The organism is Paraurantiacibacter namhicola, assembly GCF_001687545.1.
Classification (GTDB): domain Bacteria; phylum Pseudomonadota; class Alphaproteobacteria; order Sphingomonadales; family Sphingomonadaceae; genus Paraurantiacibacter; species Paraurantiacibacter namhicola.
Genome location: NZ_CP016545.1, coordinates 2,243,337 through 2,258,860 on the forward strand (window position 1 = coordinate 2,243,337; position 15,524 = coordinate 2,258,860).

Here is a 15,524-nt window from a genome sequence, read left to right on the forward strand (position 1 = left end):
GCAGGCACGGCCAGTCCCGTTGCCACCGACCGGCGAGGCGCCAGCCGACAGGCCGGAAGGCCAGCCGTCACCGGATGCTGGCATTGCAGCGACGCCATCGTTCGATCTCGCCCCGGCAAGCCCGCCTGACACATCGCTGGACGCGGATGCCCCGGGCGGCATAGCGTCGCTGTGGCTGCTGGCAGCCCTGACGCTGGGCGTGCTTGCCTTGGTCGCAATCCTGCTGGTCCGGCGCAGACGCGTCGGTGCGATCCCGCTGGCAGTTCCGCAGATCGTGCGGCCAAATGTCACGCCAAAGACTGACGTGCCAGAGACGCCCGCGCCGGAAGCCGCGCCGCTTCCTGCTGCGGCCACTGCCACCACCCCAGCCGCTGCCGCTGCGCCTGCTGCGCCTGCCGCGGCTGCCACCAGCGCTTCCGGCCCGCTCGGCGTCACCCTGGCCCCGCACACGCTCAGCCTGACGCTGATGGCCGCAACGCTGGCTTACCGCCTGCAGCTGACCAATACCGGCGATACGGCTATGACCGATGTGGTGGTCGAGGCAGATCTTACCTCCGCCCACGCCGCGCGCCCGCAGGCAGACCAGCTGGCCGATGGCTTCACCGTGATGGAAATCCGCCACCGGCTGGATGGCATCGCGCCGGGCGAAACGAAGGAGGTGAATGGCGAAATTCGCCTGCCGCTGAACCAGATCGCCGCCATCCGGCAGGGCAGCAGCGTGCTGTTCATACCGCTCGCACGCTTCGCCGCGCGCTGCGGGGCGGACGTGGCGGTGCTGAATGCCGTAGTTGGCGCCATGGGCCCGCAAGGCGGCGTTGCCCCCGTCCGGATCGACCAGGGTCCGCGCATCATCCGGGGCCTGCAGGCACGCGGTTTCTGACGCGGCTCGACGGGCCAGCCCGCAGCGGTTATCGCTGGGGTCATGGGACCACTCGTCACGACGCAATGGCTGGCCGACAACCTTGGCGCAGCCGACCTGTCCGTCATCGATGCCAGCATGCACCTGCCCACAGCAGGACGCGAGGCGCGGCCGGAATTCGAGGCCGGGCACATCCCCGGCGCGCGGTTCCTGGACATGGCGAGCTTCACCGATCCAGCGAGCGATGTGCCCTCCGCCCTGCCCGATGCCGCATCCTTCGCGGCGCGGATGCAGATCATGGGCGTGACGCACCAGAGCCGCGTGGTCTTTTATGACGACAGCGACATCCACCCCTCCGCCCGCGCGTGGTTCATCGCGCGCATGCACGGGATGACGCAGGTCGCCGTGCTCGACGGCGGACTGGCGAAGTGGCGGGCCGAGGGGCGCGCGGTGGAGACCGGCCCCGCAGCTAGCGCCACTGGCGACATCGCACCCTCGCCCGGTCCGGGAACGGTGCGCAGCAAGCAGGACATGCTGGCCAACCTCTCCAGCGGAGCGGAGCAGGTGGTGGACGCTCGCGGTGCGGCCCGCTTCACCGGCGAAAGCGGTGATTTTCGCGGCGGCGTCGCGGAGGGCCATATCCCCGGTTCGCGCAACCTGCCGCACGGGCTGCTGTTCAATCCGGACAATACGTTCAAGGACGAGACGGGACTGCGCGCCGCCTTTGCCGATGCCGGGATCGACCTTGAACGCCCGCTGGTCGCCACCTGCGGCAGCGGGGTTACGGCTTCGGTCGTCCTCTTCGCCGCACACATGCTCGGCAAGGACGATACCGCGCTGTATGACGGCAGCTGGAGCGAATGGGGCGCGGACCCCGATACGCCCAAGGCCACGGGAGCAGCCAGTTGAGCGAGCGGCGAAAGGAAGACCGGCCCAAGACCGATGCCGTCACCTCCGGGCGGCGGGCGGAATGGACCGGCGCGGTCGTCAGTCCCCCGGTCTGGCGCGGCAGCACGCATCTCTACGCCGATTGCGCGGATCTGGCGCGCGGCAGGCCCGATGGCGACGGCCATTTCTATTACGGAAGGCGCGGCTCACCTACGCAATGGGCGCTGGCCGACGCGCTGACGCAGCTGGAACCCGGCGCGCATGGCACGCTGCTGTACCCAAGCGGCGTGGCGGCGATTGCGGGCGCGCTGCTGGGCGTGCTGCGGCAGGGCGATGTCCTGCTGATGACCGACAATGTCTATCAACCCAGTCGCGCCATGGCCCGCACCCTGCTGGCACCGCTGGGCATTGAGACACGCTTCTTCGACCCGCTCGACATCCCGGCATACGAAGCCGCCTTTTGCGACCGCACGAAGGCGGTTTTGCTGGAAAGCCCCGGCAGCCTGACCATGGAAGTGTGCGATGTGCCCGAACTGGCGCGGATCGCGCGCGAAAAGGGCGCGGCCAGCATGATCGACAACACTTGGGCCAGCCCGCTGGGCTTCCCGGCGCTGGAGCGCGGGTGCGACATTTCGATCATGAGCCTGACCAAGCATGTCGGCGGCCATTCCGACCTGCTGATGGGCTCCGTCGCGGCGGGCGAGGAATGGTTCGGCAAGCTGCGCGAGACGTATCTGGCGCTGGGACAGGTGGTCTCGCCGGACGATGCCGCGCTTGCCTCGCGCGGGCTGCGCACACTGCCAATCCGCCTGCAGCAGAGCGAAGGTGCCGCGCTGGAAATCGCGCAGTGGCTGGCGGGGCGCGCCGAGGTGGCCGAGGTGCTGTGCCCCATGCTGCCGGGCGCGCCGGGACACGAGCTGTGGCAGCGTGATTTCAAGTCCGGCTGCGGCCTGTTCAGCTTCATGCTGGAGGGGCGCTCCCCAGCCCACCGCGCGCGGCTGATCGATGCGCTGCGCCTGTTCGGCATCGGATATTCCTGGGGCGGGTTCGAAAGCCTTGCCATCCCCTTCGATGCGGCACGTGCGCGCACGGTGATGCGCTGGCCGCCCGCGGGCATGGATGGTGACAACCGGCTGGGCATTCGCCTATCCATCGGGCTGGAAGACGCGGCGGACCTGATCGCGGACCTCGAACAGGCCTTCGCGGCCATGGATAACGAATGACCACTGCAAGCCCATCGCCGGACGCCGCCGCCAGCCCGCAGGACAATAGCGCCCTGACAGACGCCCTGCCCGCAGAGCTCGACCCTGCGGCTGCTTCGGACGCGTTGGAAGGGACCGGAGAAGCTCTGGTGGGCGGAACCAACCCATCCGCGGAACCCACGCCGATCGATGACGGGCTGGAAGGCGCCAACACCATCAAGGAAGCGGTGGCCGAGCAAAGCACCACGATCGGCGGCATCATCGAGCAGCTGGACGCATGGGGCTTCACCGTCGCGGACACGCGCTTCTCCGTCTGGACCGTCCTGCTGGTGGTTCTGGTGGTCATGGCGGTGCTGGTTGCCGCGCGCATCCTGACAGCCGTTGCCAAGACCGTTCTTCGCCGCAGCACGCGGCTGAGCGCCACGCAGCGCCTGCTGGCGGAAAAACTGGTCACCATCGGCGTCTGGGCGCTGGCGATCTTCATCGGCATCGACGTGCTGGGCATCGACTTGACAGCCCTTGCCGTGTTCTCCGGCGCCTTCGGCCTCGCCATCGGTTTCGGCCTGCAGAAGACCTTCGGTAACCTGATCTCCGGCATCATCCTGCTGATGGACCGGTCCATCAAGCCGGGCGACGTGATCGCGGTGGCAGACCTGGCGGGTAACGAGACCTTTGGCCAGATCCGCAAGATTGGCATCCGCGCCGTATCGGTCACCACACGGGACCAGCGCGAATACCTGATCCCCAACGAAAACCTGATGATCAACCAGGTCGAAAACTGGTCCTATTCCAGCAAGCAGGTCCGCATGCAGGTGAATGTGGGCATCAGCTACAACTGCGATATCGCCAAGGCGGAAGAGCTGATGCTGGAGGCCGCCAAGGCCTGCAAGCGCGTGCTGGAAAAGCCCGCACCGACGGTATGGCTCAGCGGCTATGGTGACAGCTCGGTCGACTTCGTGATCCACTGCTGGATCGTCGATCCGGAAGAGGGCGTGGGCAACGTCCGTTCAGACGTGCTGAAGAAGCTGTGGTGGCTGTTCCAGGAGCACGGCATCGAAATTCCCTTCCCGCAGCGCGACCTGAACCTGCGCGATAACGAGCAGATGCAGCAGCTGATCGCCGCCATTTCCCAGCGCATGGAAGAGCGCGATGGCGGCGAAAGCGGCGAAAAAGCCGGAAGCTAGCCGATCTTGGTCGCTGCGTAGTTGCGCTTTCAAAAGCGAATATAGGGGCATCGCCAAGGCATTCTCGCTGGCAGCCTAGCGGGCATCGGCGCATCTGCGCTGCATGACAAAGACGGGAACATTATACCTTGTCGGCGCCGGGCCGGGCGATCCGGACCTGCTGACGCTGCGCGCCGCGCGGCTGGTCTCACGTGCGGACGTGCTGGTGCATGACGGGCTGGTTTCGCAGGAAATCCTGGACCTCGCTCCGCCCTCTGCGCGGCTGGTCAGCGTGGCCAAGAGCCGCGCCCGCCACACCCTGCCGCAGGACCAGATCAACGCCCTGCTGGTGCGCGAGGCGCTGGCGGGCCGGGACGTGGTGCGGCTGAAAGGCGGCGATCCCTTCGTATTCGGGCGTGGCGGCGAGGAGGCGGAAGATGCCCGCGCCGCCGGTTTGCGCGTTGAAGTGGTACCCGGCATCAGCGCCGCCAATGGTGCCGCTGCCGCCGCGCAGATCGCCCTGACCCACCGCGATGCCGCCAGCATCGTCAGCTTCGTCGCCGGCCAGTGCAAGGGGCTGTCGGATCAGGACTGGTCCGGACTTGCCGGTGTGGGCCGCACGCTGGTGATTTACATGGGCGTCAAGACCTCCGCCAAAATTGCGGAGAAGCTGATGGCGGACGGGCTGGCGCCCGACATGCCGATTGCCGTGATCGAGAATGCCACGCGGCCGGAGATGCGCGTGCTGCGCGGGCCGCTGGCTGCGCTGGAGGACATCGTGACGCGCCAAAACGTGAAGAGCCCCGCGCTCATCGTGATCGGCGAGGTCACGGCGCGCGAGGATTTGGTGCTCGCCCGCACCGCACTGGAGGCGGCGGCATGAAGATCCTGACCGGCAATGACCTGCTGAGCGGAGCGGTGGTGTGGTGGGACGGCCAGGGCTGGTCTCTCCATGTCGAACACGCCGCCGATGCAGGCGAGGAAGCCCCGGCCATCATGGCGCGCGAGGAAGCGGCCCGCCGCGTCAACGCGCCCTATGCCATTGAGGCGGAGCGCGAAGCGGGCGGCGGCATCCGTCCGGCGCATATCAAGGACCGCGTGCGCGCGCTTGGCCCCACCGTCCGCCCCGACCTGACCCTCAAACCGTCCGAGCCCGAAGCGCTCGACTGGGTGATCTGATGTACAAATACGATTCCTACGACCAGGCGATGGTCGACGCGCGCGTCGCAGAATTCCGCGACCAGTGCGAGCGCCGCCTGTCCGGCAAGCTGTCCGAGGACCAGTTCAAGCCGCTGCGGCTGATGAACGGGCTCTATTTGCAGCTGCATGCCTACATGCTGCGCGTGGCCATTCCCTATGGCACGCTGGACAGCCGCCAGATGCACGCGCTGGCCGATATCGCGGACAAGTATGACCGGGGTTACGGCCACTTCACCACGCGGCAGAACATCCAGTACAACTGGATCAAGCTGGAGGACGCAGCGGACATCCTGGCCGACCTCGCCAAGGTGGAAATGCACGCCATCCAGACCAGCGGGAACTGCATTCGTAACATCAGTTCGGACCATTTCGCGGGCGCTGCGGCGGACGAGGTGGTGGACCCGCGCCCGTATGCGGAGCTGCTGCGCCAGTGGTCCAGTTTCCACCCGGAATTCAGCTATCTACCGCGCAAATTCAAGATCGCGGTCATCGCCAGCGAGCAGGACCGCGCGGCCATGCGCCTGCACGATATCGGCATCAACATCGTGCGCGGGCCCGGCGGCGATCTGGGCGCGGCATTCTATGTCGGCGGGGGCATGGGCCGCACGCCAATGATTGCGCCGTGCATCCGCGAATTCGTGCCGCTGGACCAGCTGGTGACTTATTCCGAGGCGTGCCTGCGCGTCTACAACCGCCATGGCCGCCGCGACAACAAGTACAAGGCGCGCATCAAGATCCTCGTCCATGAGATGGGAGCGGAGGAATATGCCCGGCAAGTGGAGGCGGAATTCGCCCATCTGCTGGAGCAGGGCGTGGAACCGCCGCTGGCCGAACTGGAACGTATCAAGCCGTTCTTCGACTTGCCGGAAGAGGTTGCGAACGCCGCCGACGCCCCGCAGGCCGAATCGCCCGGCAGCGAGCTGGCCGAATGGATCCTCGCCAACACGCACAAGCACAAGAACCCGGCCTTCGTCAGCGCGGTCATCTCGCTGAAACCCGTCGGCGGCATCCCCGGCGATGCGACGGCGGAGCAGATGCACGTCATGGCTGACCTCGCGAAGGAATACGGTTTCGACGAATTGCGCGTCATGCACACGCAGAACATCGTCCTGCCGCATGTGCGCAAGGCGGACCTGCCCGCGCTGTTCGCAAAGCTGCAGGATGCGAGCCTTGCCACGGCAAACCTCGATGCGATCGACGACATCATCGCCTGCCCCGGCCTCGATTATTGCAGCCTGGCCAATGCCCGCTCCATCCCGGTCGCGCAGAAGATCTCGCGGCGCTTTGCTGAAAGCGGCAAGGCGAAGGAACTGGGCAAGCTGAAGCTGAAGATTTCCGGCTGCATCAACGCCTGCGGGCACCACCATGCGGGCCATATCGGCATCCTTGGCGTCGACCGGAAAGGCGTGGAGAATTACCAGCTCCTGCTCGGCGGCAGCGAGGCGGAAGATGTCTCCCTCGCCAAGATCACCGGCCCCGGCTTCGACGAGGACGGCGTGGTCGATGCCATCGAAACCGTCACCGACCTCTACATGCGCGAGCGGGAGGATGGGGAGCGCTTCCTCGACACCTATCGCCGCCTCGGCATGGCCCCGTTCAAGGAGGCGCTTTATGGCTGAGCCGACCAATTCCCCCGCTGGCGGCGGCCTCGGCACAGGCCGCGACGAGGTGCAGCTGCGCTTCCGCGAAGACGATCTGCCGCCCAATGCGCAGGTGACCGTGGACGCCTTCCTGGAGCAGGACGACGCCACTGCCGTGCGCGTGGAGCCCGGCGACGATGCGCGCGACCTGTTGCCCCATCTGGGCCGGATCCGGCTGGTGGAGGTAAACTTCCCGGTTTTCGGCGACGGGCGCGGCTATTCCGCCGCCCGCCTGCTGCGCGAAGAAGGCTACACCGGCGAATTGCGCGCCGTGGGGGACGTGCTGGTGGACCAGATCGCCTATATGCGCCGCTGCGGCTTCGACAGCTTCGCGCCCGAACGCCCGCTGGACGAGGCCGACGTGAAGGCCGCCTTCGACCGCTTTCCCCACGCCTATCAGGCGGCAGCGGATAACGCCGTGCCGATCTGGAAGCTGCGACATGGCTGAACCGGCCCGCGCCATCGACCGGATTGACACCGCGCCTGCCTGGACGCAGGCCGATGCCGACGCGCTGAATGCGCGCTTCGCGGGTGTGGACGCGGCCACCATGCTGGGCCAGCTGCTGCCGGGCGGGGAGCTGGGCCGTGTTGCCGTCGTCTCCAGCTTCGGCACGGAAAGCGCCGTGCTGCTGCACCTCGCCGCGCAGGCTGATCCGCTGGTGCCGGTGGTGTTCGTCGACACGCTGAAGATGTTTCCCGAAACGCTGGAATACCGCGCCACGCTGCTCGACCGCTTTGGCCTGCTGAACGCCAGCGTCGTCAAGCCCGATCCGGATGTGATCGCGGCCAAGGATGCCAATGGCCTGCGCTGGAGTTTCGACCCCGATGGCTGCTGTGACATTCGCAAGGTGGAACCGCTCGCCCGCGCCAAGGCCGGGCTCGACACGTGGATTTCGGGCCGCAAGGCCTTCCAGTCCAGCACGCGCGCAAACCTGCCCCGCTTCGAAATCGAGGACGGGAGGCTGAAGATCAATCCGCTGGGCGACTGGGTGAAGGAAGACCTCGACGCATATTTCGCGGAGCACGATTTGCCGCGCCACCCGCTGGAGGCGCAGGGATATCTGTCTGTCGGCTGCGCGCCCTGCACCAGTACGGTGAAGCCGGGCGAAGACCCGCGCGCAGGGCGCTGGCGCGGCTGGGACAAGACCGAATGCGGCATCCACAAGCCCGGCGAGGAACCGTTCCTCTAGCCGAGCAGCTCGACCAGTACGTTGAGTATCAGGATGATCGCCAGCGCCTCAACAAAGCCCCGCACCGCATTGCCGAAAGATCGCAGCCAGCCGGCCCTCAGTGCACTGCGTAACCAGAGGGTCTGAACCGCGAGATACCAGGCCGTAACCGCGATCACGATCAGCCATGCGATGCCGAGATGCAGACCGCCTGCGATGGTCAGTGTCGCACTGTCGATCCCCAACGCAAAAGGACCGGCTATAAAGCACTGGCCGTAGAAGGGCATGCGCAGCGTCTTGCGGTCCAGCGCGACGCCTTTCGCGCGCAGCATGCGCAGCGAGAGCATCAGTGGGAATAGCGAGAAGGCCACCAGCCGGAAGGCGATCAGGTTGCGATCGTCCGCCAGCAGGCCTTCGGTGGTCAGGTTCCAGCCCTCGGCCACCTCCACAACGTGGATCAGCGCCAGCGTGATGGCGAGGAAGATCGGCGGGCTCAGCGTGTCGGAATACCTGTCCTCATCCTCGTCATCCAGCTCGTCATCCGCATAATCCATCAACCGGAGCGGATGGAAAATGGCACGCGCCATGGTGAGCGGATAGAACACCAGCCAGACCATCAGTTCGTAGAGCAACTGCTCCAGCGACTTGATGATCTTCATGAAATCCATCGATGCAGCCTATGGCGGATGGCGCGCTAAAGCCAGCCCTCTTCCCGGTACCATGCGGCGGTGCGGCGCATGCCCTCTTCGCCGCCGATTTCGGGCTGCCATACGGGCTTCGGAACCGCCCGGTCGCTGCGGGATACCCAGTTGGGATGCGCCATGTAGCTGGCGCGGTCTGCTGTCAGGCGCGCCTTTGCACCGCGCAGCAAGCTGTCGATCCGTGCGCCCGCCTTTAGCAATCGCGCTGGCAGATGCGGTGCGAACACCCGCCGCCGCCCCACGGCGCGGCCAATCATCTGCGCGAGCTCGTCATGCCCGTAACCACCGGTACGGCCGTCATCGGGCTCAAACAGCTTCTTGCGCACCAGGGCGGGCTGCGCATCGACCAAGTCCAGCAGCAGGCGCGCCAGGTCCGTGACGTGGATGATGGAGCTGGCCCCGCGCGGCGGCAGCGGGACCACGCCCAGCTTCGCGCTGCGAAACATCTCGAAATAATCGACATCGCGCGGGCCGTATACGCCGGGTGGGCGCACCGTGGTCCAGTCCAGCCCGCTCGCCTGCACCAGCGCCTCCGCCCGCGCCTTGGACGCGCCATAGGCCGACAGCTTCGGCTCGCGTGCGGAGAGAGATGAGACGAACACGAAACGCTTCACGCGCGCGCCTTTTGCCGCGTCGATCACGGCCTGCGTACCGGCGACATTTGCCTGCTCGAACTGAGCGGGATCGGGCGTGTTCGTCAGGCCGGCGATATGCAGCACGGCCGATACGCCGTCGCAGCACGCGCGCAGGCCGGCGGCATCGTCCAGTCCGCCCTGCACCCATTCGACATTCGCCATCGGCTGCTGCGGGCGGCGGGTCAGCGCGCGAACTGGCAGCCCCCGCGCCGCCGCCTCGTCCAGCACCGCCTGCCCGACGAAGCCGGTCGCACCGGTGATGGCGAGCGGGACAGGCGCGCTCACAGCAGCACCAGATGGTCGCGGTGAACCACGCAGGATCGCGGAGCATGGCCCAGGATTGCCTGCTGGTCTTCGATGCTTTTGCCCAGGATCGCGGCGGCCTCCTCATGCCCGTATTCGACGATGCCCTTGGCGACCATGCGGCCATCGGGCGCGTGGATCGGCAGCACATCGCCGCGCTCGAACCGGCCCGTGACGCCGGTAATGCCCGCCGCCAGCAGGCTCTTGCCCGCCTCCAGCGCGCGCACACAGCCCTCGTCCACCGTCAGCGCGCCGGCGAAACGCAAACGCCCGCCAATCCATGCCCGGCGACCGGAATCATCGCGCTTGGGCAGGAACAGCGTCCCCCCGCCTGTCTCCATGGTGCGACCGATGGGGTTCATCGGCGTGCCGTCCATGATGGAGAGCGCAATCCCGGCCCGCTCAGCCAGCTCTGCCGCCAGCAGCTTTGCCGTCATGCCACCCGTGCCGACGCCGGAGCCGCTTTCCCCGCCCGCCATGCGATGGATTTCCTCGGTCACGCCGCGCACTTCCGGCAGGCGCTGGGCTCCGGGCTGCGCGGGATGGCGGTCGTAAAGGCCGTCCACATCGGTCAGCAGTATCACGCCGTCTGCGGTACAGGCTTGCGCCGTGCGCGCAGCCAGCCGGTCATTGTCGCCGAAGCGGATTTCGTCGGTGGCGATGGTGTCGTTCTCGTTCACCACCGGGACCACGCCCTCGCCCAGCAGACGCGAGAATGTGGCGGAAATGTTGAGATAGCGGCTGCGCTCCTCCAGATCGTCCAGCGTCAGGAGCATCTGCGCGGCGACCAGGCCCTGTTCCCAGAGCAGCTCCGCCCAGGCACCCGCCAGCGCGATCTGCCCCACGGCCGCGCAGGCCTGCGCTTCGGACAGCGTGCGCCGCCCGCCGCCGCTCACGCCCAGCCGTGCCGCGCCCAGCGCAATGGAGCCGGAGCTGACGATGACCACATCCTGCCCGCGATCGCGCGCCGCCTTCACTTCAGTGATCACGCTGCGCAGCCATTCGCACCGCACATCGCCGCCATCATCGATCAGCAGCGCGCTGCCGATCTTGATGACCAGCCGCCCGCATTTCTCGGCGGAAAGGAAATCGGGGAGCGTTTCGATAGCCATGCGCGCGAGCGTGCCGGGTCAGCTGGCCAGGGCTGCCGTGCAGCGTGCTATCATGCAGGGCGGGATTGCGGGCGCGATCAGATGGGGGACCACGGCTTCTCTTCCGCGTCATCACCCAGCGCAATATTCTGCCCGGGGTTTTCCGTCTGCGTCCTGTTTGGCAGGTATGACAGCACGGCGTCCATCAGGGCTTCCACCCCGGCTCCGGTCGCGCCGGATATGGGATAGACGGCTTCCACGCCTTCGGCCTTCAGTTCGTCGGCGAAGGCCTCGGCCAGCTCGTCATCCGCAAGGTCGATTTTGTTCAGCGCCACCAGGCGAGGCTTGACCTCGAGTCCGGCGGCTTCCTTCTCGCCATAAGCGGCCAGCTCGCCTTCGACCACGCGCAGCGCCTCCACCGGGTCGCTGCCGGCAATGTCGATCAGGTGCACCAGCACGCGGCAACGCTCGATATGGCCCAGGAAGCGGTCCCCGATGCCGGCTCCGTCCGCCGCGCCTTCGATCAGGCCGGGAATATCCGCAATCACGAATTCGCGGCCCTTGTGGCGCACCACGCCCAGCTTCGGGATCAGCGTGGTGAAGGCGTAGGCCCCCACCTTGGCCCCGGCGTTGGAAACCTGGTTGATGAAGGTGGACTTGCCCGCATTGGGCAGGCCAACCAGCCCCACGTCCGCCAGTAGCTTCAGCCGCAGCCAGATCCACATCTCCTGCGGCGGTTCACCGGGCTGGTGCTGGCGCGGAGCGCGGTTGGTGGAGCTTTTGTAGCTGGCGTTGCCGCGTCCGCCCATGCCGCCTTCCAGCAGGACGACGCGCTGGCCCTCCTCCGTGAAGTCGGCGATGACGGTTTCCTTGTCCTCGTCCAGCACCTGCGTGCCCACAGGGACTTCGATCACCAGGTCGTCTGCGCCTGCACCGGTACGGTCCTTGCCCATGCCGTGGCCGCCGCGCTTTGCCTTGAAATGCTGGGCGTAGCGGAAGTCGATAAGCGTGTTGAGGCCGTGCGCGGCCACCAGCACGACATCGCCGCCCTTGCCGCCATTGCCGCCATCGGGTCCGCCATATTCAATATACTTCTCACGGCGGAAGCTGACGGCCCCTGGGCCGCCCGCGCCGGATCTGACGAAAATCTTGGCCTGGTCGAGAAAATGCATGTCCGGCCCTTTGCCCGAATGCGCCGCGCAATTCATCCCCTCATTTGCTTGGGTGGATGAAGCGCCGCTACGCGCGGGCTGGCCCAGGCCCGTATGCCGGGCCGCCCCTGACCTAGTCTTCGGTGTCGGAAGGCAATTCCTGCACCACGGGACGCGAGACGGTGGCAGGCTGGTCCTGCGGCGCGGGATCGGCAGGCGGCGTTGCGGGCGCCATATCCGATGCGCCATCGCCTGCCTGCCCGCCCAGCACCACAACCGGCTCGTCCGCCGGCGGGGCAGCATAGGTCGTGCCCGCAGGCAGCGGCGTGCTGTCCACGATCGGCGCGTCGATGGCGGGCTGGGGCGTGCCGCCCATGGTATCGGCCGAAACGCCGGTCACGGGATCCTGCGCATAGACGCTGGTGGACACCGGCTCGCCATAGCGCGCATCCCAGTCGAGCACGGCAGCTTGGTACGCCTCGTATTCGCTGTAAAACCGCTCGAACGCGCCCTCGAGCACCGGCAGCGTCTCAAGCGCATAGGGCTCCAGCTCGGTCGGCGGCAGGGCGAGGTAATTGTTGGCAACCTGCAGTGCCGCTTCGCAGAAATAGCGCGTGGCCGGCGGCAGGGCGAAATAGTTGTACACGCCCGTCAGCTGCGTATCGCGCTCGCGCTTGTACGTCGTGCTGCCGTGGCGATCCTTGTACATCGCGTCCAGCTCGCGGTTGATGCGCGACAGGTCCTTGCTGAAATCGCCCAGGAATTTGGTGTAGGCGGTCAGGATCGGCTCGTATTCCGGATCGAGACAGTTGAGTGCGGCCACGTTCATGCCGCTGCGCAGGTTCCAGACTGTTTCCGCCGTGGTCAGGTTCGCATTCACCGTCTGGCGCTGCCCGTAGGCATTGCGCAGCGGGATATCCATGTTCGTCATCGCGCTGTTGGGCGGCGTGGGACGCGGCGGGATCGGCGTCGGCGTGGGGGTCGGAGCAGGCGGCGGCGGCGGCGGGGGCGGCGGAGGCGTGGCGCAGGCTGCCAGAGCCACCAGTCCGATGGCCGCGATGGCCGGGCGCGTAAAAGTCCTGCTGAAACCTGTCATGTCGATGCTGTCCGCCTCTTGTCCGATGCCGGCATAGCCGCCCGCACCCTGATCCTCGCTGAACAGCCTAGCGAACCGAGCGCGCAAAGAAAATGCCCGGGACGCCGCTTTGGCATCCCGGGCACGATAAGCCGATTCCGGCGTGCGACTATTCGCGGGCAGCGCCCATGAAACGCAGCAGGAACAGGAACATGTTGATGAAATCGAGGTACAGCGTCAGCGCGCCCATGATCACCATCTTGCCAGCCGGATAGGCTGCGGCGATGTCCGGGCTGTGACGCTTGGCCACCTGCATTTCCAGATACTCGTTCTTCAGGCGCTGTGTGTCGTAGGCGGTGAGGCCAGCGAAGATCAGCACACCGATGAAGCTGATGGCATACATCAACGAGCTGGAGCCCACGAACATGTTAATGACGCTGGCGATAATTAGGCCGATGACGCCCATGATCAGGAAGCTGCCCCAGGCGGAGATGTCCTTCTTCGTGGTGTAACCCCACAGGCTGAGACCCGCAAAGGCGCCGGCCGTGGCGAAGAATGTCACCGCGATGCTTGCGCCGGTGTAAACCAGGAAGATCGTCGACAGGGACAGGCCCATCAGGACCGCGAAGCCCCAATACATCAGCTGCAGCGTGCCGGTGGAGAAGCGGTTGCGACCGAAGCTCATCGCGAAAACGATCGCCAGCGGCGACAGGGCGACCAGCCACATCAGCGGGCCGGATGCGAACGTCATCGCAAGGCCGCTGTTGGCCGTCAGCATCGCGACGATGCCGGTCAGCAGCACGCCCGATGCCATGTAGTTGTAAATGCTCAGCATGTGCGAGCGCAGGCCTGCGTCGAACACTTCGCCGGTGCGGGGGACGGATGCGCCGTTGAAGCCCTGCGTAGAGCCAAGGCCGCGATCGGTCCGGTTGTCGTTCCAGTCAGCCATGTCTGATCCCAAAACTCCGTATTGCCCAGCCACGGAATGGGCCGGTTCTTGCGAAACAATATCGGGCTTGCGGGCCCATTTTTCAAGGAAAACCGGTGCGGATGGTTAACCCGGCAAATCAATCGCTTGCGCGGGCTTCCTCGGCCATTTCAAGGCTGCGGTCGCGCGCAGCGCGCAGGGTATCGACCAGCATGCGGCGTATCCGCCCATCCTTGTCCAGCACGTCCAGACCCGCCTGCGTCACCCCGCCCGGGCTCGCCACGCGCCGGGCCAGTTCCGCCGGATCGTGCGGCGATGAGGCGGCGAGCGCCCCTGCGCCCTCCACCATGGCGATGGACAGGCGCTGCGCCTGTTCGCGCGGCAGGCCCAGCTCCTCGCCGGCATCCGCCAGCGCGGCGATGAAACGGTAAACGAAGGCCGGACCGGATCCGGCCAGCGCGGTCACGAGATCGTATTCGCTCTCATCGACCCATTCCGGCGTGCCGAGATGGTCCATGAAAGCCTTCACGCGCTCGCGCTCCGCTTCGGGAATGTCCCCCGCCGCAAGCGCGATGGGGGATTTGCCGATGGAAACCGCGAGGTTGGGCATGACCCGCACCACTGCGCGCGCCTCCGCAAAGCGCGCCTCAAGCACGTCCAGCTGCGTTCCGGCCAGGATTGACAGGATTACCGCCCCGCCCTGCAGCCGCGCGACCTGCGCCGCCACATCGTCCAGCATATGCGGCTTCACGCCGATCTGGATGGCATCGAAACCCCCGCTTTCGGGGATGGCAGGCAGGTACGTCACCCGGTCCGGCAGGTCCCGCCTGCTGCGATTGACCACTGTGAAAGCCTGCGCGGGGACACCGGCGGCAATCCAGCCGTCCAGCATGGCCCCGGCCATATTGCCGCAACCGACGAGGAGGATGTTCTGGTACGGCATGGGCAATTCCTCGGTTCCCAGCTTCAAGCTTCCCCGGCAGCGTCCACCAGGGCGGCATCCAGCGCCGCGCGGGGGGATTTGTCGCCCCACAGCACGAACTGAAACGCGGGATAGAAGCGGTCGCATTCGGACACCGCATGGTCGAGCGCGAATTGTGCCGTGCCAAGGTCCAGCGTGCCGTCCTCGCCCAGCAGCAGGCCGTGGCGGTACAAGACCATATCGCCCTGCGACCAGACGTCGAAATGGCCCAGCCACATCTGCTCGTTGACCATCGCCAGCAATTCGCACGCCGCGCGGCGTTTCGCATCGGGGACGCGGATTTCCGGCAGGCAGAGCAATTGCAGTACGCGGTCTTCCGCTCGCCAGACGAATCGCAGCTGGTACTTCGTCCAGCTTCCCTCGATCTCGCCGGCCAGCTCCTGGTCGTTCTCGAAACCGCAGGGCCAGCCATGGGCGTCGAACAGGCGTGCCAGCATGTCCAGCGGCGCTGTGTCTTCGGCGGCCGTCCTCCGGTCCAGCTTCAGTTCCATGCGCCCGTTTCCGTGTTCGTAGATCCCATGCGCCGGACATGCCCCT

17 protein-coding genes are annotated in these 15,524 nt (G+C 66.5%); 9 read left to right on the plus strand and 8 right to left on the minus strand.

Annotation, left to right across the window (positions count from 1 at the left end):
• The first annotated feature begins 19 nt into the window (after nucleotides 1-19).
• The 9 genes from A6F65_RS10990 (at nucleotide 20) to A6F65_RS11030 (ending at nucleotide 8,142) form a co-directional block, all read left to right on the plus strand.
• Nucleotides 20-880, plus strand: a complete 861-nt coding sequence (locus A6F65_RS10990) for a hypothetical protein (RefSeq protein WP_067788681.1) — start codon at nucleotides 20-22, stop codon at nucleotides 878-880.
• A 42-nt stretch (nucleotides 881-922) separates the two neighbouring features.
• Nucleotides 923-1,768 carry a sulfurtransferase gene (locus A6F65_RS10995; RefSeq protein ID WP_067788684.1) on the plus strand — a complete coding sequence of 282 codons (846 nt, stop codon included), beginning with the start codon at nucleotides 923-925 and terminating at the stop codon, nucleotides 1,766-1,768.
• Nucleotides 1,720-2,970, plus strand: a complete 1,251-nt coding sequence (gene metC / locus A6F65_RS11000) for a cystathionine beta-lyase (protein WP_083989482.1) — start codon at nucleotides 1,720-1,722, stop codon at nucleotides 2,968-2,970. Before A6F65_RS10995 ends, metC begins: the two co-directional genes overlap by 49 nt.
• A 65-nt stretch (nucleotides 2,971-3,035) precedes the next feature.
• Entirely contained in the window at nucleotides 3,036-4,133 is a 1,098-nt protein-coding gene (locus A6F65_RS11005; RefSeq protein ID WP_067790581.1) for a mechanosensitive ion channel family protein, read from the plus strand.
• A 103-nt stretch (nucleotides 4,134-4,236) separates the two neighbouring features.
• On the plus strand, nucleotides 4,237-4,995 hold the full coding sequence (gene cobA / locus A6F65_RS11010; RefSeq protein WP_067788689.1) for a uroporphyrinogen-III C-methyltransferase: 759 nt from the start codon (nucleotides 4,237-4,239) through the stop codon (nucleotides 4,993-4,995).
• A complete protein-coding gene (locus A6F65_RS11015) occupies nucleotides 4,992-5,291 on the plus strand; it encodes a DUF2849 domain-containing protein (RefSeq protein ID WP_067788692.1) in 300 nt (99 codons plus the stop codon). Before cobA ends, A6F65_RS11015 begins: the two co-directional genes overlap by 4 nt.
• The gene (locus A6F65_RS11020) at nucleotides 5,291-6,931 is read left to right on the plus strand and encodes a nitrite/sulfite reductase (protein WP_067788694.1); all 1,641 of its coding nucleotides are present in this window, start codon (nucleotides 5,291-5,293) and stop codon (nucleotides 6,929-6,931) included. Before A6F65_RS11015 ends, A6F65_RS11020 begins: the two co-directional genes overlap by 1 nt.
• Nucleotides 6,924-7,400, plus strand: a complete 477-nt coding sequence (locus A6F65_RS11025) for a DUF934 domain-containing protein (RefSeq protein WP_067788697.1) — start codon at nucleotides 6,924-6,926, stop codon at nucleotides 7,398-7,400. Before A6F65_RS11020 ends, A6F65_RS11025 begins: the two co-directional genes overlap by 8 nt.
• A complete protein-coding gene (locus A6F65_RS11030; protein ID WP_067788699.1) occupies nucleotides 7,393-8,142 on the plus strand; it encodes a phosphoadenylyl-sulfate reductase in 750 nt (249 codons plus the stop codon). Before A6F65_RS11025 ends, A6F65_RS11030 begins: the two co-directional genes overlap by 8 nt.
• On the opposite strand, the gene A6F65_RS11035 is transcribed toward A6F65_RS11030, so the two are convergent.
• The 8 genes from A6F65_RS11035 to A6F65_RS11070 all read right to left on the minus strand — a co-directional run bounded on the left by A6F65_RS11035 (nucleotide 8,139) and on the right by A6F65_RS11070 (nucleotide 15,478).
• Nucleotides 8,139-8,789 carry a hypothetical protein gene (locus A6F65_RS11035; protein ID WP_067788701.1) on the minus strand — a complete coding sequence of 217 codons (651 nt, stop codon included), beginning with the start codon at nucleotides 8,787-8,789 and terminating at the stop codon, nucleotides 8,139-8,141. The two genes, A6F65_RS11030 and A6F65_RS11035, sit on opposite strands and share 4 nt — an antisense overlap.
• A gap of 26 nt (nucleotides 8,790-8,815) precedes the next feature.
• Nucleotides 8,816-9,742, minus strand: coding sequence for an NAD-dependent epimerase/dehydratase family protein (locus A6F65_RS11040; RefSeq protein ID WP_067788703.1), 927 nt, complete (start codon nucleotides 9,740-9,742; stop codon nucleotides 8,816-8,818).
• Complete coding sequence (proB, locus tag A6F65_RS11045; protein ID WP_067788705.1) at nucleotides 9,739-10,872, minus strand: glutamate 5-kinase; 1,134 nt, start codon at nucleotides 10,870-10,872, stop codon at nucleotides 9,739-9,741. Before proB ends, A6F65_RS11040 begins: the two co-directional genes overlap by 4 nt.
• A 77-nt stretch (nucleotides 10,873-10,949) precedes the next feature.
• Nucleotides 10,950-12,023 (minus strand): Obg family GTPase CgtA, encoded by a 1,074-nt coding sequence (cgtA, locus tag A6F65_RS11050; RefSeq protein WP_067788707.1) that lies wholly within the window; start codon nucleotides 12,021-12,023, stop codon nucleotides 10,950-10,952.
• Nucleotides 12,024-12,135: 112 nt separating this feature from the next.
• A complete protein-coding gene (locus A6F65_RS11055) occupies nucleotides 12,136-13,098 on the minus strand; it encodes a hypothetical protein (RefSeq protein ID WP_157093127.1) in 963 nt (320 codons plus the stop codon).
• A gap of 148 nt (nucleotides 13,099-13,246) precedes the next feature.
• Entirely contained in the window at nucleotides 13,247-14,026 is a 780-nt protein-coding gene (locus tag A6F65_RS11060; RefSeq protein WP_067788712.1) for a Bax inhibitor-1/YccA family protein, read from the minus strand.
• Nucleotides 14,027-14,144: 118 nt separating this feature from the next.
• Nucleotides 14,145-14,975, minus strand: coding sequence for a pyrroline-5-carboxylate reductase (gene proC, locus A6F65_RS11065; protein ID WP_335645323.1), 831 nt, complete (start codon nucleotides 14,973-14,975; stop codon nucleotides 14,145-14,147).
• A complete protein-coding gene (locus A6F65_RS11070; RefSeq protein ID WP_067788716.1) occupies nucleotides 14,972-15,478 on the minus strand; it encodes a type III secretion system chaperone family protein in 507 nt (168 codons plus the stop codon). The genes proC and A6F65_RS11070 overlap by 4 nt, the downstream gene beginning before the upstream one ends.
• Nucleotides 15,479-15,524 lie beyond the last annotated feature (46 nt).

Bases quoted from the DNA above. Each gene is read 5' to 3' on its own strand.
- A6F65_RS10995 (WP_067788684.1), top strand. From the start codon at position 923: ATGGGACCACTCGTCACGACGCAATGGCTGGCCGACAACCTTGGCGCA.
- metC (WP_083989482.1), top strand. From the start codon at position 1,720: ATGGGGCGCGGACCCCGATACGCCCAAGGCCACGGGAGCAGCCAGTTG.
- cobA (WP_067788689.1), top strand. From the start codon at position 4,237: ATGACAAAGACGGGAACATTATACCTTGTCGGCGCCGGGCCGGGCGAT.
- A6F65_RS11015 (WP_067788692.1), top strand. From the start codon at position 4,992: ATGAAGATCCTGACCGGCAATGACCTGCTGAGCGGAGCGGTGGTGTGG.
- A6F65_RS11020 (WP_067788694.1), top strand. From the start codon at position 5,291: ATGTACAAATACGATTCCTACGACCAGGCGATGGTCGACGCGCGCGTC.
- A6F65_RS11025 (WP_067788697.1), top strand. From the start codon at position 6,924: ATGGCTGAGCCGACCAATTCCCCCGCTGGCGGCGGCCTCGGCACAGGC.
- A6F65_RS11030 (WP_067788699.1), top strand. From the start codon at position 7,393: ATGGCTGAACCGGCCCGCGCCATCGACCGGATTGACACCGCGCCTGCC.
- A6F65_RS11035 (WP_067788701.1), bottom strand. From the start codon at position 8,789: ATGGATTTCATGAAGATCATCAAGTCGCTGGAGCAGTTGCTCTACGAA.
- proB (WP_067788705.1), bottom strand. From the start codon at position 10,872: ATGGCTATCGAAACGCTCCCCGATTTCCTTTCCGCCGAGAAATGCGGG.
- cgtA (WP_067788707.1), bottom strand. From the start codon at position 12,023: ATGCATTTTCTCGACCAGGCCAAGATTTTCGTCAGATCCGGCGCGGGC.
- A6F65_RS11055 (WP_157093127.1), bottom strand. From the start codon at position 13,098: ATGACAGGTTTCAGCAGGACTTTTACGCGCCCGGCCATCGCGGCCATC.
- A6F65_RS11060 (WP_067788712.1), bottom strand. From the start codon at position 14,026: ATGGCTGACTGGAACGACAACCGGACCGATCGCGGCCTTGGCTCTACG.
- A6F65_RS11070 (WP_067788716.1), bottom strand. From the start codon at position 15,478: ATGGAACTGAAGCTGGACCGGAGGACGGCCGCCGAAGACACAGCGCCG.